Source organism: Bradyrhizobium sp. SZCCHNRI2009, from assembly GCF_032485115.1.
Taxonomy (GTDB): Bacteria; Pseudomonadota; Alphaproteobacteria; order Rhizobiales; family Xanthobacteraceae; genus Bradyrhizobium.
In genome coordinates this window covers 602,606-624,114 of the sequence record NZ_JAUEUH010000002.1, presented here as the reverse complement: position 1 = coordinate 624,114, position 21,509 = coordinate 602,606, and the positions used below count along the sequence as shown (strand labels likewise).

General features: G+C 65.1%; 17 protein-coding genes and 2 tRNA genes. 7 read left to right on the top strand and 12 right to left on the bottom strand.

Annotated features, from left to right (window positions below):
• The first annotated feature begins 134 nt into the window (after window positions 1–134).
• A complete protein-coding gene (locus QX041_RS10430; RefSeq protein WP_316165222.1) occupies window positions 135–962 on the top strand; it encodes a metallophosphoesterase in 828 nt (275 codons plus the stop codon).
• Here QX041_RS10430 and QX041_RS10425 read toward each other — a convergent pair.
• The 7 genes from QX041_RS10425 to QX041_RS10395 all read right to left on the bottom strand — a co-directional run bounded on the left by QX041_RS10425 (window position 901) and on the right by QX041_RS10395 (window position 8,997).
• Window positions 901–1,386, bottom strand: coding sequence for a cyclic nucleotide-binding domain-containing protein (locus tag QX041_RS10425; protein WP_316165221.1), 486 nt, complete (start codon window positions 1,384–1,386; stop codon window positions 901–903). The genes QX041_RS10430 and QX041_RS10425 overlap by 62 nt on opposite strands.
• Before the next feature lie 332 nt (window positions 1,387–1,718).
• A tRNA-Val gene (locus QX041_RS10420) sits at window positions 1,719–1,795 on the bottom strand.
• Between the two features lie 185 nt (window positions 1,796–1,980).
• Window positions 1,981–4,404: an endopeptidase La gene (gene lon, locus QX041_RS10415; protein ID WP_315711533.1), complete on the bottom strand. Its 2,424-nt coding sequence runs from the start codon at window positions 4,402–4,404 to the stop codon at window positions 1,981–1,983.
• Window positions 4,405–4,731: 327 nt separating this feature from the next.
• The gene (gene clpX / locus QX041_RS10410) at window positions 4,732–6,006 is read right to left on the bottom strand and encodes an ATP-dependent Clp protease ATP-binding subunit ClpX (RefSeq protein WP_012044595.1); all 1,275 of its coding nucleotides are present in this window, start codon (window positions 6,004–6,006) and stop codon (window positions 4,732–4,734) included.
• A 444-nt stretch (window positions 6,007–6,450) separates the two neighbouring features.
• Window positions 6,451–7,083 (bottom strand): ATP-dependent Clp protease proteolytic subunit, encoded by a 633-nt coding sequence (locus QX041_RS10405; protein ID WP_315711531.1) that lies wholly within the window; start codon window positions 7,081–7,083, stop codon window positions 6,451–6,453.
• A gap of 298 nt (window positions 7,084–7,381) precedes the next feature.
• Window positions 7,382–8,740, bottom strand: a complete 1,359-nt coding sequence (gene tig, locus QX041_RS10400; protein ID WP_316165219.1) for a trigger factor — start codon at window positions 8,738–8,740, stop codon at window positions 7,382–7,384.
• Window positions 8,741–8,912: 172 nt separating this feature from the next.
• Window positions 8,913–8,997 (bottom strand) — tRNA-Leu (locus tag QX041_RS10395).
• Between the two features lie 174 nt (window positions 8,998–9,171).
• On the opposite strand from QX041_RS10395, the gene QX041_RS10390 reads away from it, so the two are divergent.
• Together QX041_RS10390 and QX041_RS10385 are read left to right on the top strand one after the other, a co-directional pair.
• Window positions 9,172–10,476 carry a multicopper oxidase family protein gene (locus QX041_RS10390; RefSeq protein WP_315827294.1) on the top strand — a complete coding sequence of 435 codons (1,305 nt, stop codon included), beginning with the start codon at window positions 9,172–9,174 and terminating at the stop codon, window positions 10,474–10,476.
• A gap of 27 nt (window positions 10,477–10,503) precedes the next feature.
• The gene (locus QX041_RS10385; RefSeq protein ID WP_316165218.1) at window positions 10,504–11,586 is read left to right on the top strand and encodes an enolase C-terminal domain-like protein; all 1,083 of its coding nucleotides are present in this window, start codon (window positions 10,504–10,506) and stop codon (window positions 11,584–11,586) included.
• A gap of 160 nt (window positions 11,587–11,746) precedes the next feature.
• On the opposite strand, the gene QX041_RS10380 is transcribed toward QX041_RS10385, so the two are convergent.
• Window positions 11,747–13,246 (bottom strand): NAD(P)H-hydrate dehydratase, encoded by a 1,500-nt coding sequence (locus QX041_RS10380; protein WP_316165216.1) that lies wholly within the window; start codon window positions 13,244–13,246, stop codon window positions 11,747–11,749.
• 538 nt (window positions 13,247–13,784) lie between these two features.
• Between QX041_RS10380 and QX041_RS10375 the strand changes: the two genes are divergently transcribed.
• From QX041_RS10375 to QX041_RS10365, 3 genes are all read left to right on the top strand, one after another.
• Entirely contained in the window at window positions 13,785–14,123 is a 339-nt protein-coding gene (locus QX041_RS10375) for a P-II family nitrogen regulator (protein WP_009027873.1), read from the top strand.
• 222 nt (window positions 14,124–14,345) lie between these two features.
• On the top strand, window positions 14,346–15,755 hold the full coding sequence (glnA, locus tag QX041_RS10370; protein WP_006611030.1) for a type I glutamate--ammonia ligase: 1,410 nt from the start codon (window positions 14,346–14,348) through the stop codon (window positions 15,753–15,755).
• 218 nt (window positions 15,756–15,973) lie between these two features.
• Entirely contained in the window at window positions 15,974–16,366 is a 393-nt protein-coding gene (locus QX041_RS10365; protein WP_315711527.1) for a hypothetical protein, read from the top strand.
• Window positions 16,367–16,792: 426 nt separating this feature from the next.
• Here QX041_RS10365 and QX041_RS10360 read toward each other — a convergent pair whose 3' ends face one another.
• The 3 genes from QX041_RS10360 to QX041_RS10350 form a co-directional block, all read right to left on the bottom strand.
• Entirely contained in the window at window positions 16,793–17,368 is a 576-nt protein-coding gene (locus QX041_RS10360; protein WP_410051865.1) for a hypothetical protein, read from the bottom strand.
• Window positions 17,369–17,426: 58 nt separating this feature from the next.
• Entirely contained in the window at window positions 17,427–18,035 is a 609-nt protein-coding gene (locus QX041_RS10355) for a hypothetical protein (protein ID WP_315750875.1), read from the bottom strand.
• A gap of 82 nt (window positions 18,036–18,117) precedes the next feature.
• Entirely contained in the window at window positions 18,118–18,888 is a 771-nt protein-coding gene (locus tag QX041_RS10350; protein ID WP_316165214.1) for a gamma-glutamyl-gamma-aminobutyrate hydrolase family protein, read from the bottom strand.
• A gap of 235 nt (window positions 18,889–19,123) precedes the next feature.
• Here QX041_RS10350 and QX041_RS10345 point away from each other — a divergent pair, with 235 nt between their 5' ends.
• Window positions 19,124–20,272 (top strand): AI-2E family transporter, encoded by a 1,149-nt coding sequence (locus tag QX041_RS10345; protein WP_315711522.1) that lies wholly within the window; start codon window positions 19,124–19,126, stop codon window positions 20,270–20,272.
• A gap of 18 nt (window positions 20,273–20,290) precedes the next feature.
• Here QX041_RS10345 and QX041_RS10340 read toward each other — a convergent pair whose 3' ends face one another.
• Window positions 20,291–21,460 (bottom strand): M20 aminoacylase family protein, encoded by a 1,170-nt coding sequence (locus QX041_RS10340; RefSeq protein ID WP_316165213.1) that lies wholly within the window; start codon window positions 21,458–21,460, stop codon window positions 20,291–20,293.
• Window positions 21,461–21,509: the final 49 nt, after the last annotated feature.

Genomic DNA, 21,509 nt, shown 5'->3' with positions numbered 1-21,509 from the left:
CGCCGCGGGTGAGGGATCGATAGATGCGCGCGGACCTGCTGGCGAGCGCCGTAGCGCAATGCAATAGCGGGACAGCCTCTGGTGTCGCCGGGTCTGGTCTCGCTCTTGCTTCGATCAGGTGCGTCAGGAGCCACATGCGCGCACTCATCGTTGCCGATCTTCATTACTCGCTGCCGCAGTTCGACTGGCTGGTGGCGGCTGCCGATCATTTTGATGCGGTGGTGTTCGCCGGCGATGCGCTCGATCTCGCCTCGATCGTCGACATTCGCGCCCAGATCGTGGTCGTGAAGACATATCTCGCGCTCCTGGCGGCCAAGACGCGGGTCATGATCTGCTCGGGCAATCATGACCTGGAGGAGCGCAACCCGGATGGCGAGAAGATCGCGGCCTGGATCAGGACGGTCCGCGAGCTCGGCATCGCAGCCGACGGCGATGACCTTCTGATCGGCGACACGCTGTTCTCGGTTTGCCCATGGTGGGACGGTCCTCTCGTCAAGGCCGCCATCGCAAGCCAGCTCGATGCCGCCGCGAGGCGCGACACAGCCCGCTGGATCTGGGTGCATCATGCGCCGCCGGCCAACTCGCCGGTGAGCTGGGGCGGCAAGCGCTTCTTCGGCGACACCGAGCTCGAAGGCTTCATCGCGCGGCACCGCCCGGCGATGGTGATCTCCGGCCACGTCCACCAGTCGCCCTTCATCACGGATGGGTCCTGGTTCGATCGCGTCGGTGAGACTTGGGTCTTCAACACCGGGCGGCAACCCGGGCGACCGCCGACCTACATGGTGCTCGACACCGACGAAGGGCGCGCCTTCTGGTTGGCGGCGGGGCAAGCCGAATGGATCGATCTCGCCGGCCCCCTGCAACGCCCGGCGCAGCCGGTGACGGCGGCGCCGGACTGGCTCAGAGTCGTGGATCGGATTCCAGATCCGTTCCTGGCGAAACCTGCTGCGGCGGCAGGTTGATCATGCCCTGCAGCACCTCGCCGACCATCGAAAGATGGGTGCCATGGCCGGCATATTGCCGCTTCAGGTCGGCGAGATAGCTGTTGGCGACGTTGAGGCGCTGCGCCAGCATGCGCGCAATCGCGAGCGTCGCCTCGGGATTTTCACTGAGGAAGCGTGGCGCATCCGGGATCTCGTAGATCCGGCAATCGACGAGCGCCCGCACGGTCGCCGTGTGCGGCTGCTCCAGCAGGAGCGACATCTCGCCGAACAGCGCGCCCGGCTCGGAGATGACGGCCACCGTGGCGCCGGCCTTGATCACCTCCAGCTCTCCGTCGAGCAGGATGTAGAGATGCCCAGTGTTGTGCCCCTCCTCGAGCAGCATGGTGCCCGCCGGAATGGCGCGCTCATGTCCGCCGGTGCAGTGGCGCAGGAAGTCGGTCATCGGTTCGCCCGCGATGTTCACGCCGCGCGCCAAGCTAGCCGAAGAACGGTTCATCGCCACGCGAAATCGTCCGGGCGCTTCGCACCAGCTGTCGCAAAGGATTTTGAACCCTTGTCCGAATTGAGCACTCGGCGGCGCCATCATCGTGATCGGGACGTGGGTTTGGCTCAGCCGCCGAGGCTCGATGGCAAGGTGGCTCAGCTTGGAGAGCAGCAGATCGATGAAACCCGACGCACAAACGCGCTTCTGGAGAGGATCGCCATCAGCTTGGAAAATCGACGCACCACAATAGCAGCGTCACCATTGCGAGGGTGCGTCCCAGCGGATGCTAATGGTAGGCGGCGAGAGATTCGAACTCCCGACCCTCTCGGTGTAAACGAGATGCTCTAACCAGCTGAGCTAGCCGCCCTCACGTCGCGCTTCTTTACCCCCTGCCCGATCCTCAATCAACGCCGGAACCACGCGGCGGCAGCGAGAAACCGCCGCAGCGGGACCGGTGGGGGCAGACCACGCACGCTCGAAGGGTCGGTGGCTCGATCCCCCAAACGAAAACGGCGCCCTTACGGGCGCCGTTTCCTGGGATCAGTTCGGACCTCAGTGGGCGGTCAGGCCGCCGGCGGCTTCGTCGCCATCGGCCTTCACCGGGACCTTGGTGTCCTCTTCCCAGACGATCGGCACCGGCTTGCGGACCAGGGCCCGGGCGACGACGTCGTCGAGACGGGAGACCGGGATGATCTCCATGCCGCCCTTGATCGCATCGGAAATCTCCGTGAGATCCTTGGCGTTGTCCTCGGGGATCAGCACCGTCTTGATGCCGCCGCGGGCCGCGGCCAGGAGCTTCTCCTTCAGACCGCCGATCGGCAGCACGCGACCACGCAAGGTGATCTCACCGGTCATCGCGACGTCGTGACGGATCGGAATGCCCGTCATGACCGAGATGATTGCGGTTGCCATCGCGACGCCCGCCGACGGACCGTCCTTCGGGGTCGCCCCCTCCGGAACGTGGACGTGGATGTCGCGGCGGTCGAACATCGGCGGCTCGATGCCGTAGACGATCGCCCGCGAGCGGACGTAGGACGCCGCCGCCGAGATCGACTCCTTCATGACGTCGCGCAGATTGCCCGTCACCGTCATCTTGCCCTTGCCGGGCATCATGACGCCTTCAATGGTGAGCAGCTCACCGCCGACATCGGTCCATGCCAGACCCGTGACGATCCCGATCTGATCGTCGCTCTCGATCTCACCGAAGCGGAACTTCGGAACACCCAAGAATTCCTCGACGGTCTTCTCGGTGATCTTCACCGACTTCTTCTTGGACATCATGAGCTCCTTCACGGCCTTGCGGGCCAGTGTGGAAATCTCACGCTCCAGATTACGTACGCCCGCTTCGCGGGTGTAGCGCCGGATCACGAGCAGCAATGCGTCGTCGTCGATCGACCACTCCTTCGAGTCCAGTCCGTGCTTGGAGATCGCGCTGGGGATCAGGTGCTTGCGGGCGATCTCGAGCTTTTCGGTCTCGGTGTAGCCCGCGATGCGGATGATCTCCATGCGGTCCATCAGCGGCCCGGGAATATTCAGCGTATTCGCGGTCGTGATGAACATGACGTTCGACAGGTCGTAGTCGACCTCCAGATAGTGATCGTTGAAGGTCGTGTTCTGCTCGGGGTCCAGGACCTCCAGCAGCGCCGACGACGGGTCACCCCGGAAGTCCGAGCCCATCTTGTCGATCTCGTCCAAGAGGAACAGCGGGTTCGAGGTCTTGGCCTTGCGCATCGACTGGATGATCTTGCCGGGCATCGAGCCGATATAGGTCCGGCGATGACCGCGGATCTCCGCCTCGTCGCGCACTCCGCCCAGCGACACGCGAACGAACTCGCGGCCGGTGGCCTTCGCGATCGACTTGCCGAGCGAGGTCTTGCCGACGCCGGGAGGTCCGACCAGGCACAGGATCGGGCCGGTCAGCTTGTTGGCGCGCGACTGCACCGCCAGGTACTCGACGATGCGGTCCTTGACCTTCTCCAGCCCATAGTGATCCGCATCCAGAACCGCCTGCGCGGCCTCCAGATCCTTCTTCACCTTGGACTTCTTGTTCCACGGGATCGACAGCAGCCAATCCAGATAGTTGCGCACGACGGTCGCTTCCGCGGACATCGGCGACATCTGGCGCAGCTTCTTCAGCTCGTGCTGGGCCTTCTCGCGCGCTTCCTTGGAGAGCTTGGTCTTGTTGATGCGCTCTTCCAGATCGGCGAGCTCGTCGCGGCCGTCCTCGTCGCCCAGCTCCTTCTGAATGGCCTTCATCTGCTCATTCAGGTAGTACTCGCGCTGGGTCTTCTCCATCTGGCGCTTGACACGCGAGCGGATGCGCTTCTCGACCTGCAGCACCGAGATCTCGCTCTCCATCAGGCCCAGCACCTTCTCCAGGCGCGTGGTGACGGACAGCGTCTCCAGGATGCCCTGGCGATCGGCGATCTTGACGGCGAGATGCGAGGCGACGGTGTCGGCCAGCTTACCGAAATCGGTGATCGACTGAACGACGCCGACGACCTCTGCAGAGATCTTCTTGTTCAGCTTCACATAGCTCTCGAAATCCGACACGACGGAGCGCCCGAGTGCCTCGGCTTCGACCGACTTGGCGTCGGTGTCCTCGAGCGCAACGGCAGTGGCTTCGTAGTAGTCGGCACGATCGGTGTATTTCTCGACGCGCGCGCGCTCCAGGCCCTCGACCAGCACCTTCACGGTGCCGTCGGGCAGCTTCAGGAGTTGCAGCACGCTGGCGAGCGTCCCGGTCTCGTAGATCGCATCCGGAGCTGGATCGTCATCGGACGCGTTCTTCTGCGTCGCGAGCATCACCAGCGCGTCGTTCTTCATCACCTCTTCGAGGGCGCGGATGGATTTCTCGCGGCCGACGAACAGCGGAACGATGTTGTGCGGGAAGACGACGATGTCGCGGAGCGGCAGAACCGGATAGGCGTGGCTCTCGCCGTAAACGATGGTCGGCCGGGGTTTGGGGGTCGTCATGGCCTGTTCCTTTTGTTTAGCCCCCTTGCACGCAGTCCGCCATCGTGCGCAACCGCCACAAGGTGCGATCTGATCCGGACATCACTGACGCGTCGATATCGCCCGCTTGTTTCGGATCGTTGTTGAGGCGAATCCCGGGATTGAGATTTGTATCGCCACGCGACATTAGGTGGCTATCGACCCGGGGGGTGTCAAGTATCGGTAAACACCCGCCAAAAATGGCTTTACGCGGCGGGACGCTGAAACGCTGCGATGCCGCGGACATGACGTCCGCGGCGATCGCCGATCTAATAAATCGAGGTCTTCTGTCTCTCGTACCAGCGCGCCTCACGCGCTGGCGCTGCTTTCCACCGCGCGATCGGAGCGATCGGCGTAAATGTACAGCGGGCGGGCGGTGCCCTCGACCACTTCACGCGAGATGACCACTTCCTCGACACCCTCGAGACCCGGCAGGTCGAACATCGTCTCGAGCAGGATGCTCTCGAGGATCGACCGCAGACCACGCGCGCCGGTCTTGCGCTCGATGGCCTTGCGCGCCACCGCGCCCAGCGCCTCGTCGGCGAAGGTGAGCTCGATGTTCTCCATCTCGAACAGCCGCTGATACTGCTTCACCAGCGCGTTCTTGGGCTCGGTCAGGATCTTCTTCAGCGAGTTCTCGTCGAGGTCCTCGAGCGTCGCAACGACCGGAAGACGGCCGACGAACTCGGGGATCAGGCCGTACTTCAGGAGATCCTCAGGCTCGACGTGACGGAAGATCTCGCCGGTGCGGCGGTCCTCCGGCGCCAGAACCTGGGCGGCGAAGCCGATCGAGGTCGACCGGCCGCGCGCCGAGATGATCTTCTCGAGGCCGGAGAACGCACCACCGCAGATGAACAGGATGTTGGTGGTGTCGACCTGCAGGAACTCCTGCTGCGGATGCTTGCGGCCGCCCTGCGGCGGAACCGACGCAACCGTACCCTCCATGATCTTGAGCAGCGCCTGCTGGACGCCCTCGCCCGACACGTCGCGGGTGATCGAGGGATTGTCCGACTTGCGACTGATCTTGTCGATCTCGTCGATGTAGACAATGCCACGCTGCGCGCGCTCGACATTGTAGTCGGCCGCCTGCAACAGCTTCAGGATGATATTCTCGACGTCCTCACCGACATAGCCGGCCTCGGTCAGGGTCGTCGCATCCGCCATCGTGAACGGCACGTCCAGGATGCGGGCGAGCGTCTGGGCGAGCAGCGTCTTGCCCGAGCCGGTCGGACCGATCAGCAGGATGTTCGACTTCGCGAGTTCGACGTCCGAGTGCTTGGTCTGGTGATTCAGCCGCTTGTAGTGGTTGTGGACGGCGACCGAGAGCACCTTCTTCGCATGGTTCTGGCCGATGACGTAATCGTCCAGGACCTTGCAGATCTCCTTCGGGGTCGGAATCCCGTCGCGCGACTTGACCAGCGAGGACTTGTTCTCCTCGCGGATGATGTCCATGCAGAGTTCGACGCACTCGTCGCAGATGAAGACGGTTGGACCTGCGATCAGTTTGCGGACTTCGTGCTGGCTCTTGCCGCAGAACGAGCAATATAGCGTGTTCTTCGAGTCGCTCGTGCCGACCTTACTCATTCCTGTCTCCGTCCGCGGTTCGCTCTTGTCCGCTCGTTCGTCCCGATCCGGCACGGGCCGGACCAGACTGGTGAAAGAGCAAATTTCGTACCAAAATTAACACCTTGTTCTTCACCTGTCGTGCACCCACGACCTACGCGAATCCCCCACGATCCATAACTCGACACTCTAGCCAATCATGCTGTCATCCGACTATCAAGAATTCGCTAATCGGAGCACAGACCCTAGACCGTGACATTACCGTGATTTTGGGGCTTGACACGGCAATAACACGCGAAATCAGCGGAGCGTTGCGTGTTTGCCACGCCTATTTGCCGGCCGCACGGCAAGGTTGCGGCTCTTTTGGGACCCTACCTCAGCACCTTTGCCGACCGAAGCCGGTAAAGGAGCCGCCGTTACATCCCCCAGGCCCGTCCATCGGGCCCCGCGTCGCTTACTGTTGGCTCACTTGCCCATCGCCGCCGGATCTTCCGGCCGCTTGTCGATGACCTTGTCGATCAGGCCGAACTCCTGGGCGGCTTCCGCCGTGAGGAACTTGTCGCGCTCCAGGGCGTCCTCAATCGCCTTGTAGGGCTGGCCGGTGTGCTTGACGTAGATCTCGTTCAGCCGCTTCTTCAGGTTCAGGATCTCCTGGGCGTGCAGCATGATATCGGTCGCCTGGCCCTGGAACCCGCCGGACGGCTGATGCACCATGATGCGCGAGTTCGGCAGCGAGAAGCGCATGTCCTTGTGGCCGGCACAGAGCAGCAGCGAGCCCATCGAGGCCGCCTGGCCGGTGCACAGCGTCGACACCGCCGGACGGATGAACTGCATCGTGTCGTAGATCGCGAGGCCCGACGTCACCACGCCACCGGGCGAGTTGATGTACATCGCGATTTCCTTCTTCGGGTTCTCGGCCTCGAGGAACAGGAGCTGAGCGACGATCAGGGTCGCCATGCCGTCCTCGACCGGACCGGTCACGAAGATGATGCGCTCCTTCAGGAGGCGCGAGAAGATGTCGTAGGCGCGCTCGCCGCGGTTGGTCTGTTCGACCACCATAGGCACAAGGTTCATATAGGTTTCGACGGGATCGCGCATGAATCACCCAAGGGTTGGACCAGCAGTTGAGACGACCGGCCGCCGCAGGTGAGGCTCATTTCAACGAGCAGCGACGGACAGGTGTCCCGTGATGCAGAACTTCAAGACCGAGCCCACAGATATGGACCAATTTGCCGGTGACAAGACCGGGTGCCCTGGGCCGCCGCAAGCGAGGTCGTTGCCCTGTTCAAGCTGATTCCCGCGGCGGCGGCCAGCGCCGGAACCTGGACGACCGGCGCTTTCGCCGGTCAACCTTAATCTCGCGCTTATGTCGCGAACCCTACGATGGACAGCCTGTTCAGGCCGCCTTGTCGCTGTCGTCGTCCTTGAACAGCTCGTCCTTGGAGACCTTCTTCTCGGTCACGTTGGCGAGTTCGAGGATGAAGTCGACGACCTTGTCCTCGTAGATTGGCGCGCGCAGCTGCGCGAGCGCCTGCGGGTTGCTGCGATAGAAGTCCCAGACCTCCTTCTCGCGGCCCGGCATCGAGCGCGCACGCTCGATCACGGCGCGGCTGACCTCGTCGTCGGTCACGGTGATCTTGTTCTTCTCGCCGATCTCCGACAGCACGAGGCCGAGGCGCACGCGGCGGTCGGCGATGGTGCGGTACTCCTCCTTCGCCTTGTCCTCGGTGGTGTTCTCGTCGGCGAAGGTCTTGCCGCTGGAATCCATCTCGGCCTTGACCGAGTTCCACATCAGGTTGAACTCCTCGTCGATCAGCGACGGCGGCGCATCGAACTTGTGGGTCTCGTCGAGACGGTCGAGCAGCGCGCGCTTGACGCGCTGGCGGGTCGCCTGGCTGAACTCGCCGGCGAGACGATCGCGCATCAACTGCTTCAGCTTGTCGAGCGATTCGAGGCCGAGCGTCTTGGCGAACTCATCGTCCACCACCTTGTCTTCGGGCGCCTCGATGGCGGTGGCGGTGGTTTCGAACTCCGCCGCCTTCCCGGCCAGCTCGTTGTTGAGATAATTGGTCGGGAACGTGACCTTCAGCGTGCGGGTCTCGCCGACGCCGATACCGATCAGCTGGTCCTCGAAGCCGGGAATGAAGGTGTTCGAGCCGATCACGACGTCGATGCCCTCACCCGTGCCGCCCTCGAAGGCGACGCCGTCGATCGTGCCCTTGAAGTTGATCTTCACGCGGTCACCGCTCGCCGCCTTCGCGCTCTCGGCCTTCGCCGCGTAGCTGCGGTTGGCATCCGCCAGGCGCTTGATCGCCTCGTCGACATCGGCATCGGTGATGTCGGCCACCGGCTTCTCGACCGAGAAGGTCTTGAAGTCGGCGAGCGCAATCGCCGGCACGACCTCGACGGCCACGGTGTAGGTCAGGTCCGACTGGCCGGAGAGGATCTTCTCGACCTCGGCCTCCTCCGTCGGCATCGTCACCTTCGGCTCGGTGGCGAGGCGGAAGCCGCGCTCGGTGAAGATCTGCGTGTTGGTGTCGCGGATGGTCTGGTCGATGGTCTCCGCCATGACCGACTTGCCATAGATCTTCTTCAGATGCGCGACCGGCACCTTGCCGGGGCGGAAGCCGTTGATGCGGACCTTGTCCTTGAGATCGACCAGCTTGGCGTCCGCCTTGGCGTCGAGATCCGCCGCCGGAACGCTGATCTGGAACTCGTGCTTCAAGCCTTCCGACAAGGTTTCTGTGACCTGCATGGCGTCAATCTTCTTCCGCTTCGGTCCGAACCCTTGCGATCCGGACACATCTGACTCAATTGTGGACGACGCGCAGCAAAAGGCTTTGCGCCGGTGGGATCGGCGGCCCCGCTTCTCTGTGCGAGAGAGCGGGTCTGCCGGTAAAACTTGGGGCAAACGCCGGAGAAGCGCTTGGTGCGGGCGGAGGGACTCGAACCCCCACAACTTTCGTCACTGGAACCTAAATCCAGCGCGTCTACCAGTTCCGCCACGCCCGCGTGAACTGCATCGATAGCCCGGCCGCGGTGCCGCGGGCGGCGCGGCTTATACCACGCACGAAACCGTCCGCAGCAAAAAAATGGGCTGTCGAAAGCACCACCGGCAGGCCGATCGACCGTGTCGCACGCACAGATAAGGGAAAACAGCATGATCCGCATCCCCCTCATCGCACGATGTTTTGTCGCATGACGGAACCGTCGGAGGGGCTCAGCCGCCGCGCCCTGCTCGGCGGCCTTGCGGCAGCCGGCGCGGCCTCGTTTGCCCGCTCGGCTCGGGCCGGTGGCCGAATCTCGGTTTCGTTGAGCGCTCGCGGCGAATCTCTCGTGCTGGCCCAGGGACGTTCGGCCAGCCCGCTCTGGCGGCTGGCTGCACCGGCCCCGGTGGTCCGGCTCGCCCGCGGCACGGCGCTCGACCTTGACCTTTCGAATGGCCTTTCGATCCCGGCCGCATTGTCCAGCCGCGGCCTCGCTTTGCCCGCACCGCTGCTGGCGCAGGCGGAGATCGGCCCCGGCGGCCGGGCCACCATTCCAGCCCTGGCGTCGCGCGCCGGGACCGGCCTGCTCGACCTGCGGCTGCTCGCCGACGCCGTGCCGATCCGCCCGCTGCCTGTCATCGTCGATGAGGCCGCGACGGTAACTGTCGACCGCGACGAAATTTTCCTGGTCGAGGATTTCAGGCTCAAGGCGGACGGCACCGCGGTTGCGCCAGGAACCGAAGCGCGAGACACCGAGCTCATCTACACCGTCAATGGGCACGTCCTGCCCGAGATCGCGCTGCGGACCCATGAGCGGGTCAGGCTGCGGTTCATCAACGGCTGTCAACGCGCTGTGATCGCGATCAAAATCGCCGACCTCGACGCCGTCCGCGTGATGGCCATCGACGGCCAGCCGGCCGAGCCTTTCCTGGCTCGAAATGGCGCGGTGGTGCTGCCGCCCGGCGGCCGCACCGACGTCTTCATCGACATGCCCGCCGCCAAGACGGTGCTGGCCGTGCTGCTGCACGACGGCAGCAATCCGCGTCCCCTCGCCCGGCTGGTGGCGTCGAGCGAGCCGCCGCTCCGTGCCGCCCCACCGCCGCCGGCGCCGCCTTTGCCGTCGAACGGGTTGCCGGACAAGCTGGACCTGAGGACCGCCGCTCGGGCCGAGCTCGCGCTCGACGGCGCCGGCTGGCAACCGCCCGCCGCGTTCAACGCCGCCGGCGCCCCCACCTTCCAGGCCAAGGCCGGCCAAGTGGTCGTGCTGGCATTGGCGAACAAGACCGCCGGCACCCATGTGGTCCACCTTCATGGCCAGCCGTTTCGGCTGCTCGACCGGCTCGACGACGGCTGGAAGCCCTATTGGCTCGACACGCTGGCGCTGGAGGCCGGCCAGACCCAGCGCATTGCATTCCTTGCCGAGCAATCCGGCCGGTTCCTGGTCGAGAGCATGGCGACCAACTGGGCGGCGCCGCGGCTGCTGCGGTGGTATGAGATCAGGTGAGGAAACGAACCTGAGGGAATAGTCCCCATGACCACTGCCGCCATCACCGGGGTCACGGCGCGCGCCGTGATCACGCCCATGAAGCGCCCCCTGCGCAACGCGTTCGGGATCATCGACTCCGGACCGCTGGTGCTGATCGACGTCGCAACCGATCAGGGGGTTACCGGCCATTCCTACCTGTTCGCTTACACCAGGCTCGCCTTGAAACCGCTGCTGCATCTGGTCGAGGAGATCGGCCGAGAGCTCAAAGGCCAAGCCCTGGTCCCGTTCGACCTGATGAAACTCATGGACGCCAAATTCCGCCTGCTCGGCTGGCAGGGCCTCGTCGGCATGGCCGTCTCGGGCCTCGACATGGCGTTCTGGGATGCGCTCGGTCAGCTCGCGGGCAAGCCCGTCGTCGAGCTGCTCGGCGGCACGGCGCGGCCGATTCCGGCCTATGACAGCTATGGCGTGCTCGATGCCAAGGACGACGAGCGCACCTTGCGCGCCGCGCGCGACGAGCACGGCTTCCGCGCCATCAAGACCAAGGGCGGTCATGGCGATCTCGCGACCGACGAAGCGATGATCAAGGGCCTGCGCGCCCTGCTCGGCCCGGACATGGCGCTGATGCTCGACTTCAACCAGTCGCTCGATCCCGCTGAGGCGACACGTCGAATTACCAACCTTGCTGCCTACGACCTGACCTGGATCGAGGAGCCGGTGCCGCAGGAAAACCTCTCCGGCCATGCCCGGGTGCGCGAGCGCTCGGAGATCCCGATCCAGGCCGGCGAGAACTGGTGGTTTCCGCGCGGCTTTGCCGAGGCGATCGCCGCCGGCGCCTCCGACTTCATCATGCCCGACCTGATGAAGGTCGGCGGCATCACTGGCTGGCTCAACGTCGCGGGGCAAGCCGACGCCGCCTCGATCCCGATGTCGAGCCACATCCTGCCCGAGGCGAGCGCCCATGTGCTGGCAGTGACGCCGACGGCGCACTGGCTCGAGGTGCTGGACTTCGCCGGCGCCATTCTCGCCGAGCCGCTGCGGGTGGTGGATGGCAAGGTGACAGCCAAAGGTCCCGGCCTTGGGCTCGCCTGGAACGAGAGCGCGGTGGCGAAATATCAGGTGACGTGAGCGGGTTCAGCCAAGAGCAGGACGCGCCGTCGCCGCCTCACCCCCAACTGTCATCGCCCGGCGCGACCCGGGCGATCCAGTACGCCGAGACGTCGGTGGCTAAATCGATAGGCCGCGGCGTACTGGATGCCCGCCTGCGCGGGCATGACAATCTTCGTCGTCAATACTCGACGCCGAACCGGTCATAGAGCCGCCGGAACACCGCAGGCAAGGTCTCCGTCAGATCCTCCGCGATCAGCCCCGGTCCCGCCTCGTTGCCCGCCTCGCCATGCATCCAGACGCCGATGCAGGCGGCCTCGAACGCCGGCACACCCTGCGCCAGCAAGCCGGCGATGATGCCGGCGAGCACGTCGCCGGCGCCGGCGGTGGCGAGCCAGGGCGGCGCGTTGGCGGCGATCGCGGCGCGGCCGTCGGGCGCGGCCACCGTCGTGTCGGCGCCCTTCAACAGCACCACGGCGCCGCAGCGCACGGCCGCCGCGCGGACGCGCTCCAGCTTGGAGCGGCCGGGATGCTTGTTGCTGAGATCCGAGAACAGGCGCGGGAATTCGCCCTCGTGCGGCGTCAGCACGATCTGCGCGTCGGCCATCGCCCTGATCTGCTCGAACAACCGCTCCGGCGCATCGGCGAAGCTCGTCAATGCGTCGGCATCGAGCACGAGATGACGCTGCGCCGACAGCGCGGTGAAGACGAGGTCGCGCGTGCGCTCGCTGACGCCCGTTCCGGGCCCGATGATGCAGGTGTTGTAGCGCTTGTCGCCGAGCAGCTCGCCGAACTCGATCGCGGTGTCGGCGGCGCGCACCATCACCGCCGTCAGCGCCGCAGCATTGACCGCCAGCGCATCGCGCGGCGAGGCCAGCGTGACCAGGCCGGCGCCCGCCCGCAATGCGGCCCGCGCGGCCATCCGCGCCGCGCCCGTGGCGGTGACGTCGCCGGACATCGCCAGCACGTGCCCGCGGGCGAATTTGTGGCCGTCGATGCGTGGCACCGGAAAATGGCCCTGCCACAGCTCGGGATCGTTCTCGAAGGCCTGCGGCCTGATCTCGGCGAGCACCTGGGGATCGATGCCGATGTCGGCGAGCCGGACGCGCCCGCAATGCTGGCGGCCCGGCAGCAGCAGGTGCGCCGGCTTCTTGCGGAAGAAGGTCACCGTCTCGGTGGCGCGGACCGCGATGCCCATCACCGCGGCCGTGGTGCCGTTGATGCCGCTCGGCAGGTCGACGGCGAGCACCGGCGCGCCATTGCCGTTGATCGCTGCGATGACGTCATGGGGCTCGCCGGTGACGGGCCGGCTGAGACCTGCGCCGAACAGCGCGTCGATGATCAGCGCCGGCTTGCCGATCGCCTGCGGCGTGAACGGCAGCACCGGAAACTTCCAGCCCTTGGCGGCGGAGGCCGCGTCGCCGTGCAGCGCGTCGCGCTCGCACATCAGGATGACCGACACGTCCCTGCCCTGCGCGGCGAGCTCGGCCGCGGCAACGAAGCCGTCGCCGCCATTGTTGCCCGGCCCACACACGACCACGATCGGCCCGGTCTCGACCAGGTCCATGGCCGCCTCGGCCACCGCCTGTCCGGCGCTCAGCATCAGCGAAAAGCCCGGCGTGCCGGCCGCGATGGTCAGCCGGTCGGCGCGCTCCATTTCGCTCGTGGTCAAGATGTCCATTACCGCTCTCGTCCCCAGCCGCCGTCTTGCGCCGGCTGCGTGATGTCGTCCCCGTCGCCTCGCAGCGGACGTCGGCGCCCCGTCCCTCGGAGCCGGTGCGGGCGAATCCCGCGCTCCCTATTGCCGCGCCAGCCCGCAACTTCCAAGGGCGCTGCACATCTGGCAAGACGCGACGAAACCCGGCACATCGCCTTTTCCCTGGGCATTTCGGACAGCGCGCGGCTCCGCCGTCAAGACTTGCACAATGTTTGATCTGTTTGCCTAATCTCAAGGCTCCGGTATTCTAGACGTTCCTTGAGGGAATCGTCGGGTGCTGGTGAAATGCCTGAATATCGGCTCCATTTGGGCCCGTTAACGACTTGGCATAGACCCTGCTTTTGTGGAGCCACTTCGGCACGGGGCAAGTCGGGCAATCAATCACCGGGCCTCCGCCGGAGAGTGTTGGGCCCGGTAACGAAATGATCGAACGACTTGCGCATGGGCGCAGCCTGACGATGACCCACATGTTGTTTATAGCGGAATGCCCGGGAGGCGCTCAGTGAAGAAGATCGAAGCCATCATCAAGCCGTTCAAGCTCGACGAGGTGAAGGAGGCGCTTCAGGAGGTGGGACTTCAGGGCATCACCGTTACCGAAGCGAAGGGTTTCGGCCGGCAAAAAGGCCATGCCGAGCTTTACCGGGGCGCCGAATACATCGTTGATTTCCTGCCCAAGGTGAAGATCGAGATCGTGATCGGCGACGACCTGGTCGAGCGCGCGATCGAGGCGATCCGCCGCGCCGCCCAGACCGGCCGCATCGGCGACGGCAAGATCTTCGTGTCCAACATCGAGGAAGCCATCCGCATCCGAACCGGAGAATCCGGGCTGGACGCGATCTAGCCTGACCGGGGGGCCTCAACGGACCGTCCGCTCCGGGCCCCCCACGGAACGTTTGCTGCGCCAGCAGCCCCCACGGCAGCTCGAGTGTCCTCTGCGAGGCGCTTGCACGCGGCCGTTTTGCCGTTTCCGATGTTGTCTTGGCTCCCGCACGAGGCTATGGAGCATGACCCGCGGACGCCGTCCCGCGCCGGGCCGTGACGTTATAAGCCAAGAGGGGTATTCATGAAGACCGCCAAGGACGTCTTGAAAGCAATCAAGGACAATGACGTCAAATACGTCGACCTCCGCTTCACCGACCCGCGGGGCAAGTGGCAGCACGTCACCTTCGACGTCAGCATGATCGACGAAGACATTTTTGCCGAAGGCACGATGTTCGACGGCTCCTCGATCGCCGGCTGGAAGGCGATCAATGAATCCGACATGTGCCTGATGCCCGACCCGGTGACCGCGACGATCGATCCGTTCTTCGCCGAAACCACCATGATCATCACCTGCGACGTGCTCGAGCCGACCACCGGCGAGCCGTACAACCGCGACCCCCGCGGCATCGCCAAGAAGGCCGAGGCGATGGTGAAGTCGATGGGCGTGGGCGACACCGTGTTCGTCGGCCCCGAAGCCGAGTTCTTCGTATTCGACGACGTGCGCTACAGCTCGTCGCCCTACAACACCGGCTTCCGCCTGGACTCCTCGGAGCTGCCGACCAACTCCGACACCGAATATGAGGGCGGCAATCTCGGCCACCGCATCCGCACCAAGGCGGGCTATTTCCCGGTGCCGCCGCAGGACTCGGTGCAGGACATGCGCTCGGAGATGCTCGGCGCCATGGCGCGCATGGGCGTCAAGGTCGAGAAGCACCATCACGAGGTCGCCTCGGCCCAGCACGAGCTCGGCATGAAGTTCGACACGCTGACCTTGATGGCCGACCAGATGCAGATCTACAAATACTGCATCCATCAGGTCGCGCACATCTACGGCAAGACCGCCACCTTCATGCCGAAGCCGGTCTATGGCGACAACGGCTCGGGCATGCACGTCCACCAGTCGATCTGGAAGGACGGCAAGCCGGTGTTCGCGGGCAACAAGTACTCCGACCTGTCGGAGACCTGCCTGTCCTACATCGCCGGCATCATCAAGCACGCCAAGGCCATCAACGCCTTCACCAACCCGTCGACCAACTCCTACAAGCGTCTGGTCCCGGGCTATGAGGCGCCGGTGCTGCTCGCCTACTCCGCGCGCAACCGCTCGGCGTCCTGCCGCATCCCCTACACCTCGTCGCCGAAGGCCAAGCGCGTCGAGGTCCGCTTCCCCGATCCGCTCGCCAATCCCTATCTCGGCTTTGCCGCGATGCTGATGGCCGGCCTCGACGGCGTGAAGAACAAGCTCGATCCGGGCCCGGCGATGGACAAGGACCTCTACGACCTGCCGAAGGAAGAGCTGAAGCAGATCCCGACCGTCTGCGGCAGCTTGCGCGAGGCGCTCGAGAACCTCGACAAGGACCGCGCCTTCCTGAAGGCCGGCGGCGTGTTCGACGACGACTTCATCGACAGCTACATCGCGCTGAAGATGACCGAGGTCGAGCGCTTCGAAATGACCCCGCACCCGGTCGAGTTCGACATGTACTACTCGGGCTGACAGCCCGATTGATCGGCGGATGACGACACCAGGGCGCCCCTCACGGGGCGCCCTTTTCATTGGTGTCGCAGTGCCGTGCTGCGAATGCCAAGGCCGGCATGAGCGCCAGAACGGCGGTACGACATTCCTCCCAATGACGAATAGGGACAGGCGCAAGGAATAGATCGGGCCGGAATGAGTTTCTATCCCTGTGATCCACATGCATTGGGAGATTTCGAATGACCAGGCTTTCGATCTCGCGCCTCTTCCTGACCGCCGCAATCTCACTCGCGGCGATCTCGTCCGCCAGCGCGGCGCCTCCAACCAAGAGCGGCAGCAGCACGAAGGGTGACATCCTCACCGACAACAAGGGCATGACGCTCTACACGTTCGACAAGGACGTCGACGGCAAATCAGCCTGCAACGGTCCCTGCGCGACCAACTGGCCGGTCCTGAAAGCCGAAGCCAGCGACAAGGCCGACGCCAACTACACGATCATCACCCGGGACGACGGCTCCAGGCAGTGGGCTTACAAGGGCAAGCCGCTCTACACCTTCGCCAAGGATCAGAAGCCCGGCGACATCACAGGCGACGGCTTCCTGAACAACGCCTGGCATCTCGCAAAGCCCTGAGCGGAGCTGCGCTCTCGCCACGCGCGGGACGAACTGCACGGATTGGGCTTGGCCGTAGGAGACGGCCGCTCTCGGAGAATCCGCCGGACGCGCCTGCGACCGGCGCCCATTGACGAGCGCTGCGTTGTCGTGGCTATCGAGAAACGCGGCAAGCTTTCCTGATGGAGATCTTGCCGCACCACCCCTGCCCCCAGCGCCCTTCACCGGGCGCCTTTTGTTGGTGGCTGCTCATCTGCGATGATCCAACGGGACTCGTCCTTCGAGACGCTCGGCTATCGCCAAGCTCCTTAAGGATGAGGAGATGGAGGTCGCGCGAGGCCGTGGTTTCTCCTCATGGTGAGGAGGCGCGCGCCCATGAGTCAATGAGATCATCCGACAGAAGTGCGCGCCGTCTCGAACCATGAGGCCCGAGGGCGCACTCAGCCGCTATTTCTCGGGAAACCTCACCACGATCTGCTCGACCACCGGTCCCCATTTGCGCAACTCCGCCTTGTCGGATGCGATGCGATCACCGATCGGATTTCCCTCGTGGTCGTCACTGCCGAAGCGAACGCTGACGGAGCATCCACCCGGCAAAGGACGGCTCAGCGTGCCGCCTTTCCAGTCGACAACGAAGCCGCCACCATCGGTGAAGAACTCGCGGATCAGAAACGGCCTGCCATTGATCTTCTGCACCTCGGCCAAAGTGGAGCCGAGCGTCACGCCGGCAACGTTCCAATGACTCGTCTTGGAGTCGATCAAGGTGAGACGTGACACCCGCCGCATCGTCTCGTCAGCAAAGCCGATCTCGATACGCCAGTCCGGCACTTTTGGCGACAGCACGACGCCTTGATAGGTGATGTCCTCCACCCCGGTGAACAACTGGTCGTCTGTCACCGCCTCCTGGCCGTAGCGCTGCATCAGGCTCTTGGCGGAGTCCGTGACCGACACCGGCGAGGTGCAGGTGATCGGCCCATCGGCAGGCGGCGCGGTCTGTGCCCATGCCGGCGCAGCCAGAAGCATCAACAACAAGCTCGTTCGGCGCATGCTCATCCCGGTCAGTCCTGCGACTATGAAGCCATCACTTCGCGGCGAAATTGATGCCGATCTCGGTGACGACGGGCGCGAATTTCACCAGCGCCGGATTGTCGGACGACACCTTCACGCCATCGCCCGAGAGCGCTCGCGGTGGGTCCTTGTCCTTGCCGAAGCGCACGGTGATCGAGCAGCCGCCCGGCAGGATGCGTCCCAGCGCGCCGTTCTTGAAGTCGGTGACGAAGCCGCCATAGTCCCAGCCGAAGCCGCTCACGACGAACGACTTGCCATTGGCCTTCTGGACCTCGACGAGGCTGGCCCCGATGGTGATGCCGGCCACGCTCCAGCGGCTCGTCTTGGCCGTATCGCGCAAGGTGAGCCCGGACACCGTCGCGACCTTATCGTCGATGAAGCCGACCTCGATGCGCCGGTCCATCGCCCGCGGAAACAGCACGAGGCCCTTGTAGGTCTCGCCCTCGGCGCCCGGCAGATCCTGAACCACGGCCTCGTCGCCATAGCGCTGCTTGAGGCTGTTTGCCGAATCGGTGGCCGCGACCGGCGACGAGCAAGTGATCGGGCCTTCCATCGGCGGCGTGCCTTGGGCCAAGGCCGGAGCGGCGAGGAGCACAATGGCGACAGTCAGGACGTGGCGCATCACGGATTCCTTGTGACGAGCTCACGATGAGCCGTCTCTGCAGCTTCGTCTGCCGTTTTGGAAACCCGGTTCAGCCCCGACGTCAGGATGACAGATGCCGCTTCCTCACCGCCTCACCGAACGCCTCGAACAGCTTGCGATTGATCGGGTTCTTCTGCGGGTCATATTCGGCATGCCATTGCACGCCGAGCGCAAAGGATGGCGCGTCCGCGATGCGGATGGCCTCGATGGTGCCGTCCTCGGCGATGCCCTCGATCACGACGCGGTCGCCCGGCTCCAGGATGCCCTGACCATGCAGCGAATTGACCTTGATGCTGTTGCAGCCGAGGATGCTGGCGAAGGCACCGCCCGGCGTCAGCCGCACCTCGTGGCGATCGGCGAACACGACGTTGGGATCGGGATGGATCTCGCCGTTCTCCAGCCTCGGCATGCGGTGGTTCATGCGGCCGGGAATCTCGCGGATCTCCGGATGCAGCGAGCCGCCGAAGGCGACGTTCATCTCCTGCAAGCCGCGGCAGATGCCGAACAGCGGGATGCCTCTGGAGACGCAGGCTTCCGACAACTGCAGCGCGACCTCGTCGCGGTGGACGTCGTAGGGCTCGTGCTTGAGGCTCGGCTCGGTGTTGAAACGGGTCGGGTGCACGTTGGCGCGGGCGCCGGTCAGCACCACGCCGTCGACGACATCGAGCAGCGCGGCGATGTCGGTGATCTCGGGAATGCCGGCAAACATCAGCGGCAGCGCGCCCGCGACCTCGGCCACGGCGCTCAGGTTGCGCTCGCCCACCATCTGCACGGTGAACCTGTTCTCGACGCGATGGCTGTTGCCGATCACGCCGACCACCGGACGTTTCATTGTTTTTGTTTCTCTCCCCTCTTATGTGGCCGTTGGCGGCCGCGTCCGCCAGTGCGGCAGGCACAAATCATGCCTGCGTCGCACGGCAGGATCAACATATGGCCACGCGGGTCCCCAATGCCAATTCCGGACACCCCCGCAAGCGTCCTGCAGCGCCCCGCTTCCCCAAGCCTGCGCTTGATCCGCCAGCCGTTTTCGCCAATGTGTGGGGGCCGATCAGCACAGAGGATGCCTCATGACCGCCCCCGCCGACCCACGCCTCCAGGCCCGCAGCGACCTGGCCTGGGCCATTGCCGTGGGCGGCATCGGGGTAACCCTGTTCATGGCCGGCATGGCCTTCACCTGGTATTACGCGGCTGCGATCTTCCTGTTGTTCGCGGGCATGCTGCTCGGCGTCGCGCTCAACGCGATGACCAGCCTGCTCGGCCGCGTCCTGCCCTGGCCGCATCCGGCGCGGCTCGTCATCGTCTGCCTGGCGCTCGCGGCCGTGCTCGTCGGCATCGTCTTCCTCGGCGGCACCACCATCGCGGACCAGGCCAAGGTGCTGAGCGATACGATCAAGTCGCAGCTCGGCAACATCAAGGGCTTCCTCGACCGCAACGGCATCGACACCAGCTTCTTCGACTTCAACGCCGCGAGCACGGCCACTGCCGCGCCTGATGGCGGCTCGACCACACCGACCCAGACGCCGTCCCATGGCCTGCCGGGCGGCCTGCCCTCGCCGAGCGCGCTGGCCTCCTCCGGCGGCGCCATCGTCAGCCAGACCTTCAAGCTGCTGCTCGGCACCGTCAGCGCCGTCGGCAACTTCTTCATCGTGTTGTTCCTGGGATTGGCCTTCGCGGCCCAGCCGGCGGTCTACCGCAGCGGATTGCTTTTCCTGGCGCCGGCGAAGTACCGCGACCAGGCCACCGTGATCGTGGACCGCATCAGCTACACGCTGGAGCGCTGGCTGATCGCCCAGATCACGACGATGTTCGCCGTGTTCCTCGTCACCTGGATCGGCCTCGCCATCATCGGCGTGCAGAGCTCGTTCATCCTGGGCATCCAGGCCGGCCTGTTGGCCTTCATTCCGACCGTCGGCGCCATCATCGCCGGCGTCATCGTGGTGCTGGCGAGCCTCGCCTCCGGCTGGGTCGCTGCGGTCAGCGCCTTCGTGCTGTTCCTCGGCGTGCACGCGATGGAGAGCTACGTGCTGACGCCGCTGATCCAGCGCCAGGCGCTGGACATCCCGCCGGCCACGCTGTTTGCGTTCCAGATCCTGCTCGGCATCGTGTTCGGCGTCTGGGGCCTGACCCTGGCGCTGCCGCTGATGGCGATCGCCAAGGTCATGATCGACTATTTCAAGAGCGACCGCCGCACCGAGGACGCCGCGGCCGCGATCTGAGGCCCGGTCAGAGCCCGCTCAGCCGGCCGGCATCGCGGTCTCGACCAGCTTGGCCCAATAGCTGATGCCGTGCGGGATCACGTCGTCGTTGAAATCATATTCCGGGTGATGCACGCCGGCCCCATCGCCGATGCCCATGAAGACGAACGCGCCGGGCCGCGCCTGCAGCATGTAGGCGAAGTCCTCGCCGCCGAGCCGGGGCGGCATGTCGATGATGACCTGATCCGGCCCGACGACGCTGCGCGCCACGTCGGCCGCGAACGCAGTCTGCTCCGCATGGTTGATGACGACCGGATAGCCCCATTCGTAGTCGATCTCCGCCTCCACGCCCATGCCGCTCGCGAGCGCCGTCACCAGGCTCTTGAAGCGTTCGTCCATCAAGCGGCGGATGTCCTCATCGAGCGTGCGCACGGTGCCGCCAATGACAGCGGTCTGCGGAATGATGTTGTCGGCGGTCGTCCCCGCGTGAAAGCGCGTGATCGACAGCACCGCGCTTTCGACCGGATCGACGTTGCGCGCCACGATCGTCTGCAGCGCGGTCACGATCTGCGCGCCGGCGATGATCGGATCGACGCATTTGTTCGGCCGCGCGGCATGGCCGCCGAGGCCCTTCAGGCGCACCTCGAAGGTGTCGGCCGCGGCCATCACGGCGCCGGTGCGCGTCGCGACCGTTCCGAGCGGCAGGCCCGGCGCATTGTGCAAGCCGTAGACCTCCTCGATGCCGAAGCGCTCCATCAGGCCATCCTCGACCATCGCACGGCCACCGGCCCCACCCTCCTCGGCCGGCTGGAAGATGACGATGGCCGTGCCGGCGAAGTTGCGCGTCTCGGCGAGATAGCGCGCCGCGCCCAGCAGCATGGCGGTGTGGCCGTCATGGCCGCAGGCGTGCATCTTGCCGGGAATGGTGGACTTGTGCGGGATGTCGCTGACCTCCTGCAGCGGCAGCGCGTCCATGTCGGCGCGCAGGCCGATCACCCGCGGCGACGACTCGCGGCCGCGGATGACGCCGACGACGCCGGTCCGGCCGATGCCGGTGACGACCTCGTCGACACCGAACGAGGTCAAGAGCTCGGCGACGCGCCCGGCCGTCCGATGCACCTCATATTGGAGCTCGGGATGCTGGTGGAAATCGCGGCGCCAGACCTTGGCGTCTTCCGCCAGCTCGGCGGCGCGGTTGATGATCGGCATGACGGAGTTCCAGAAAATGAGGAGCACGTCATGGCGACGCGCATGTCAT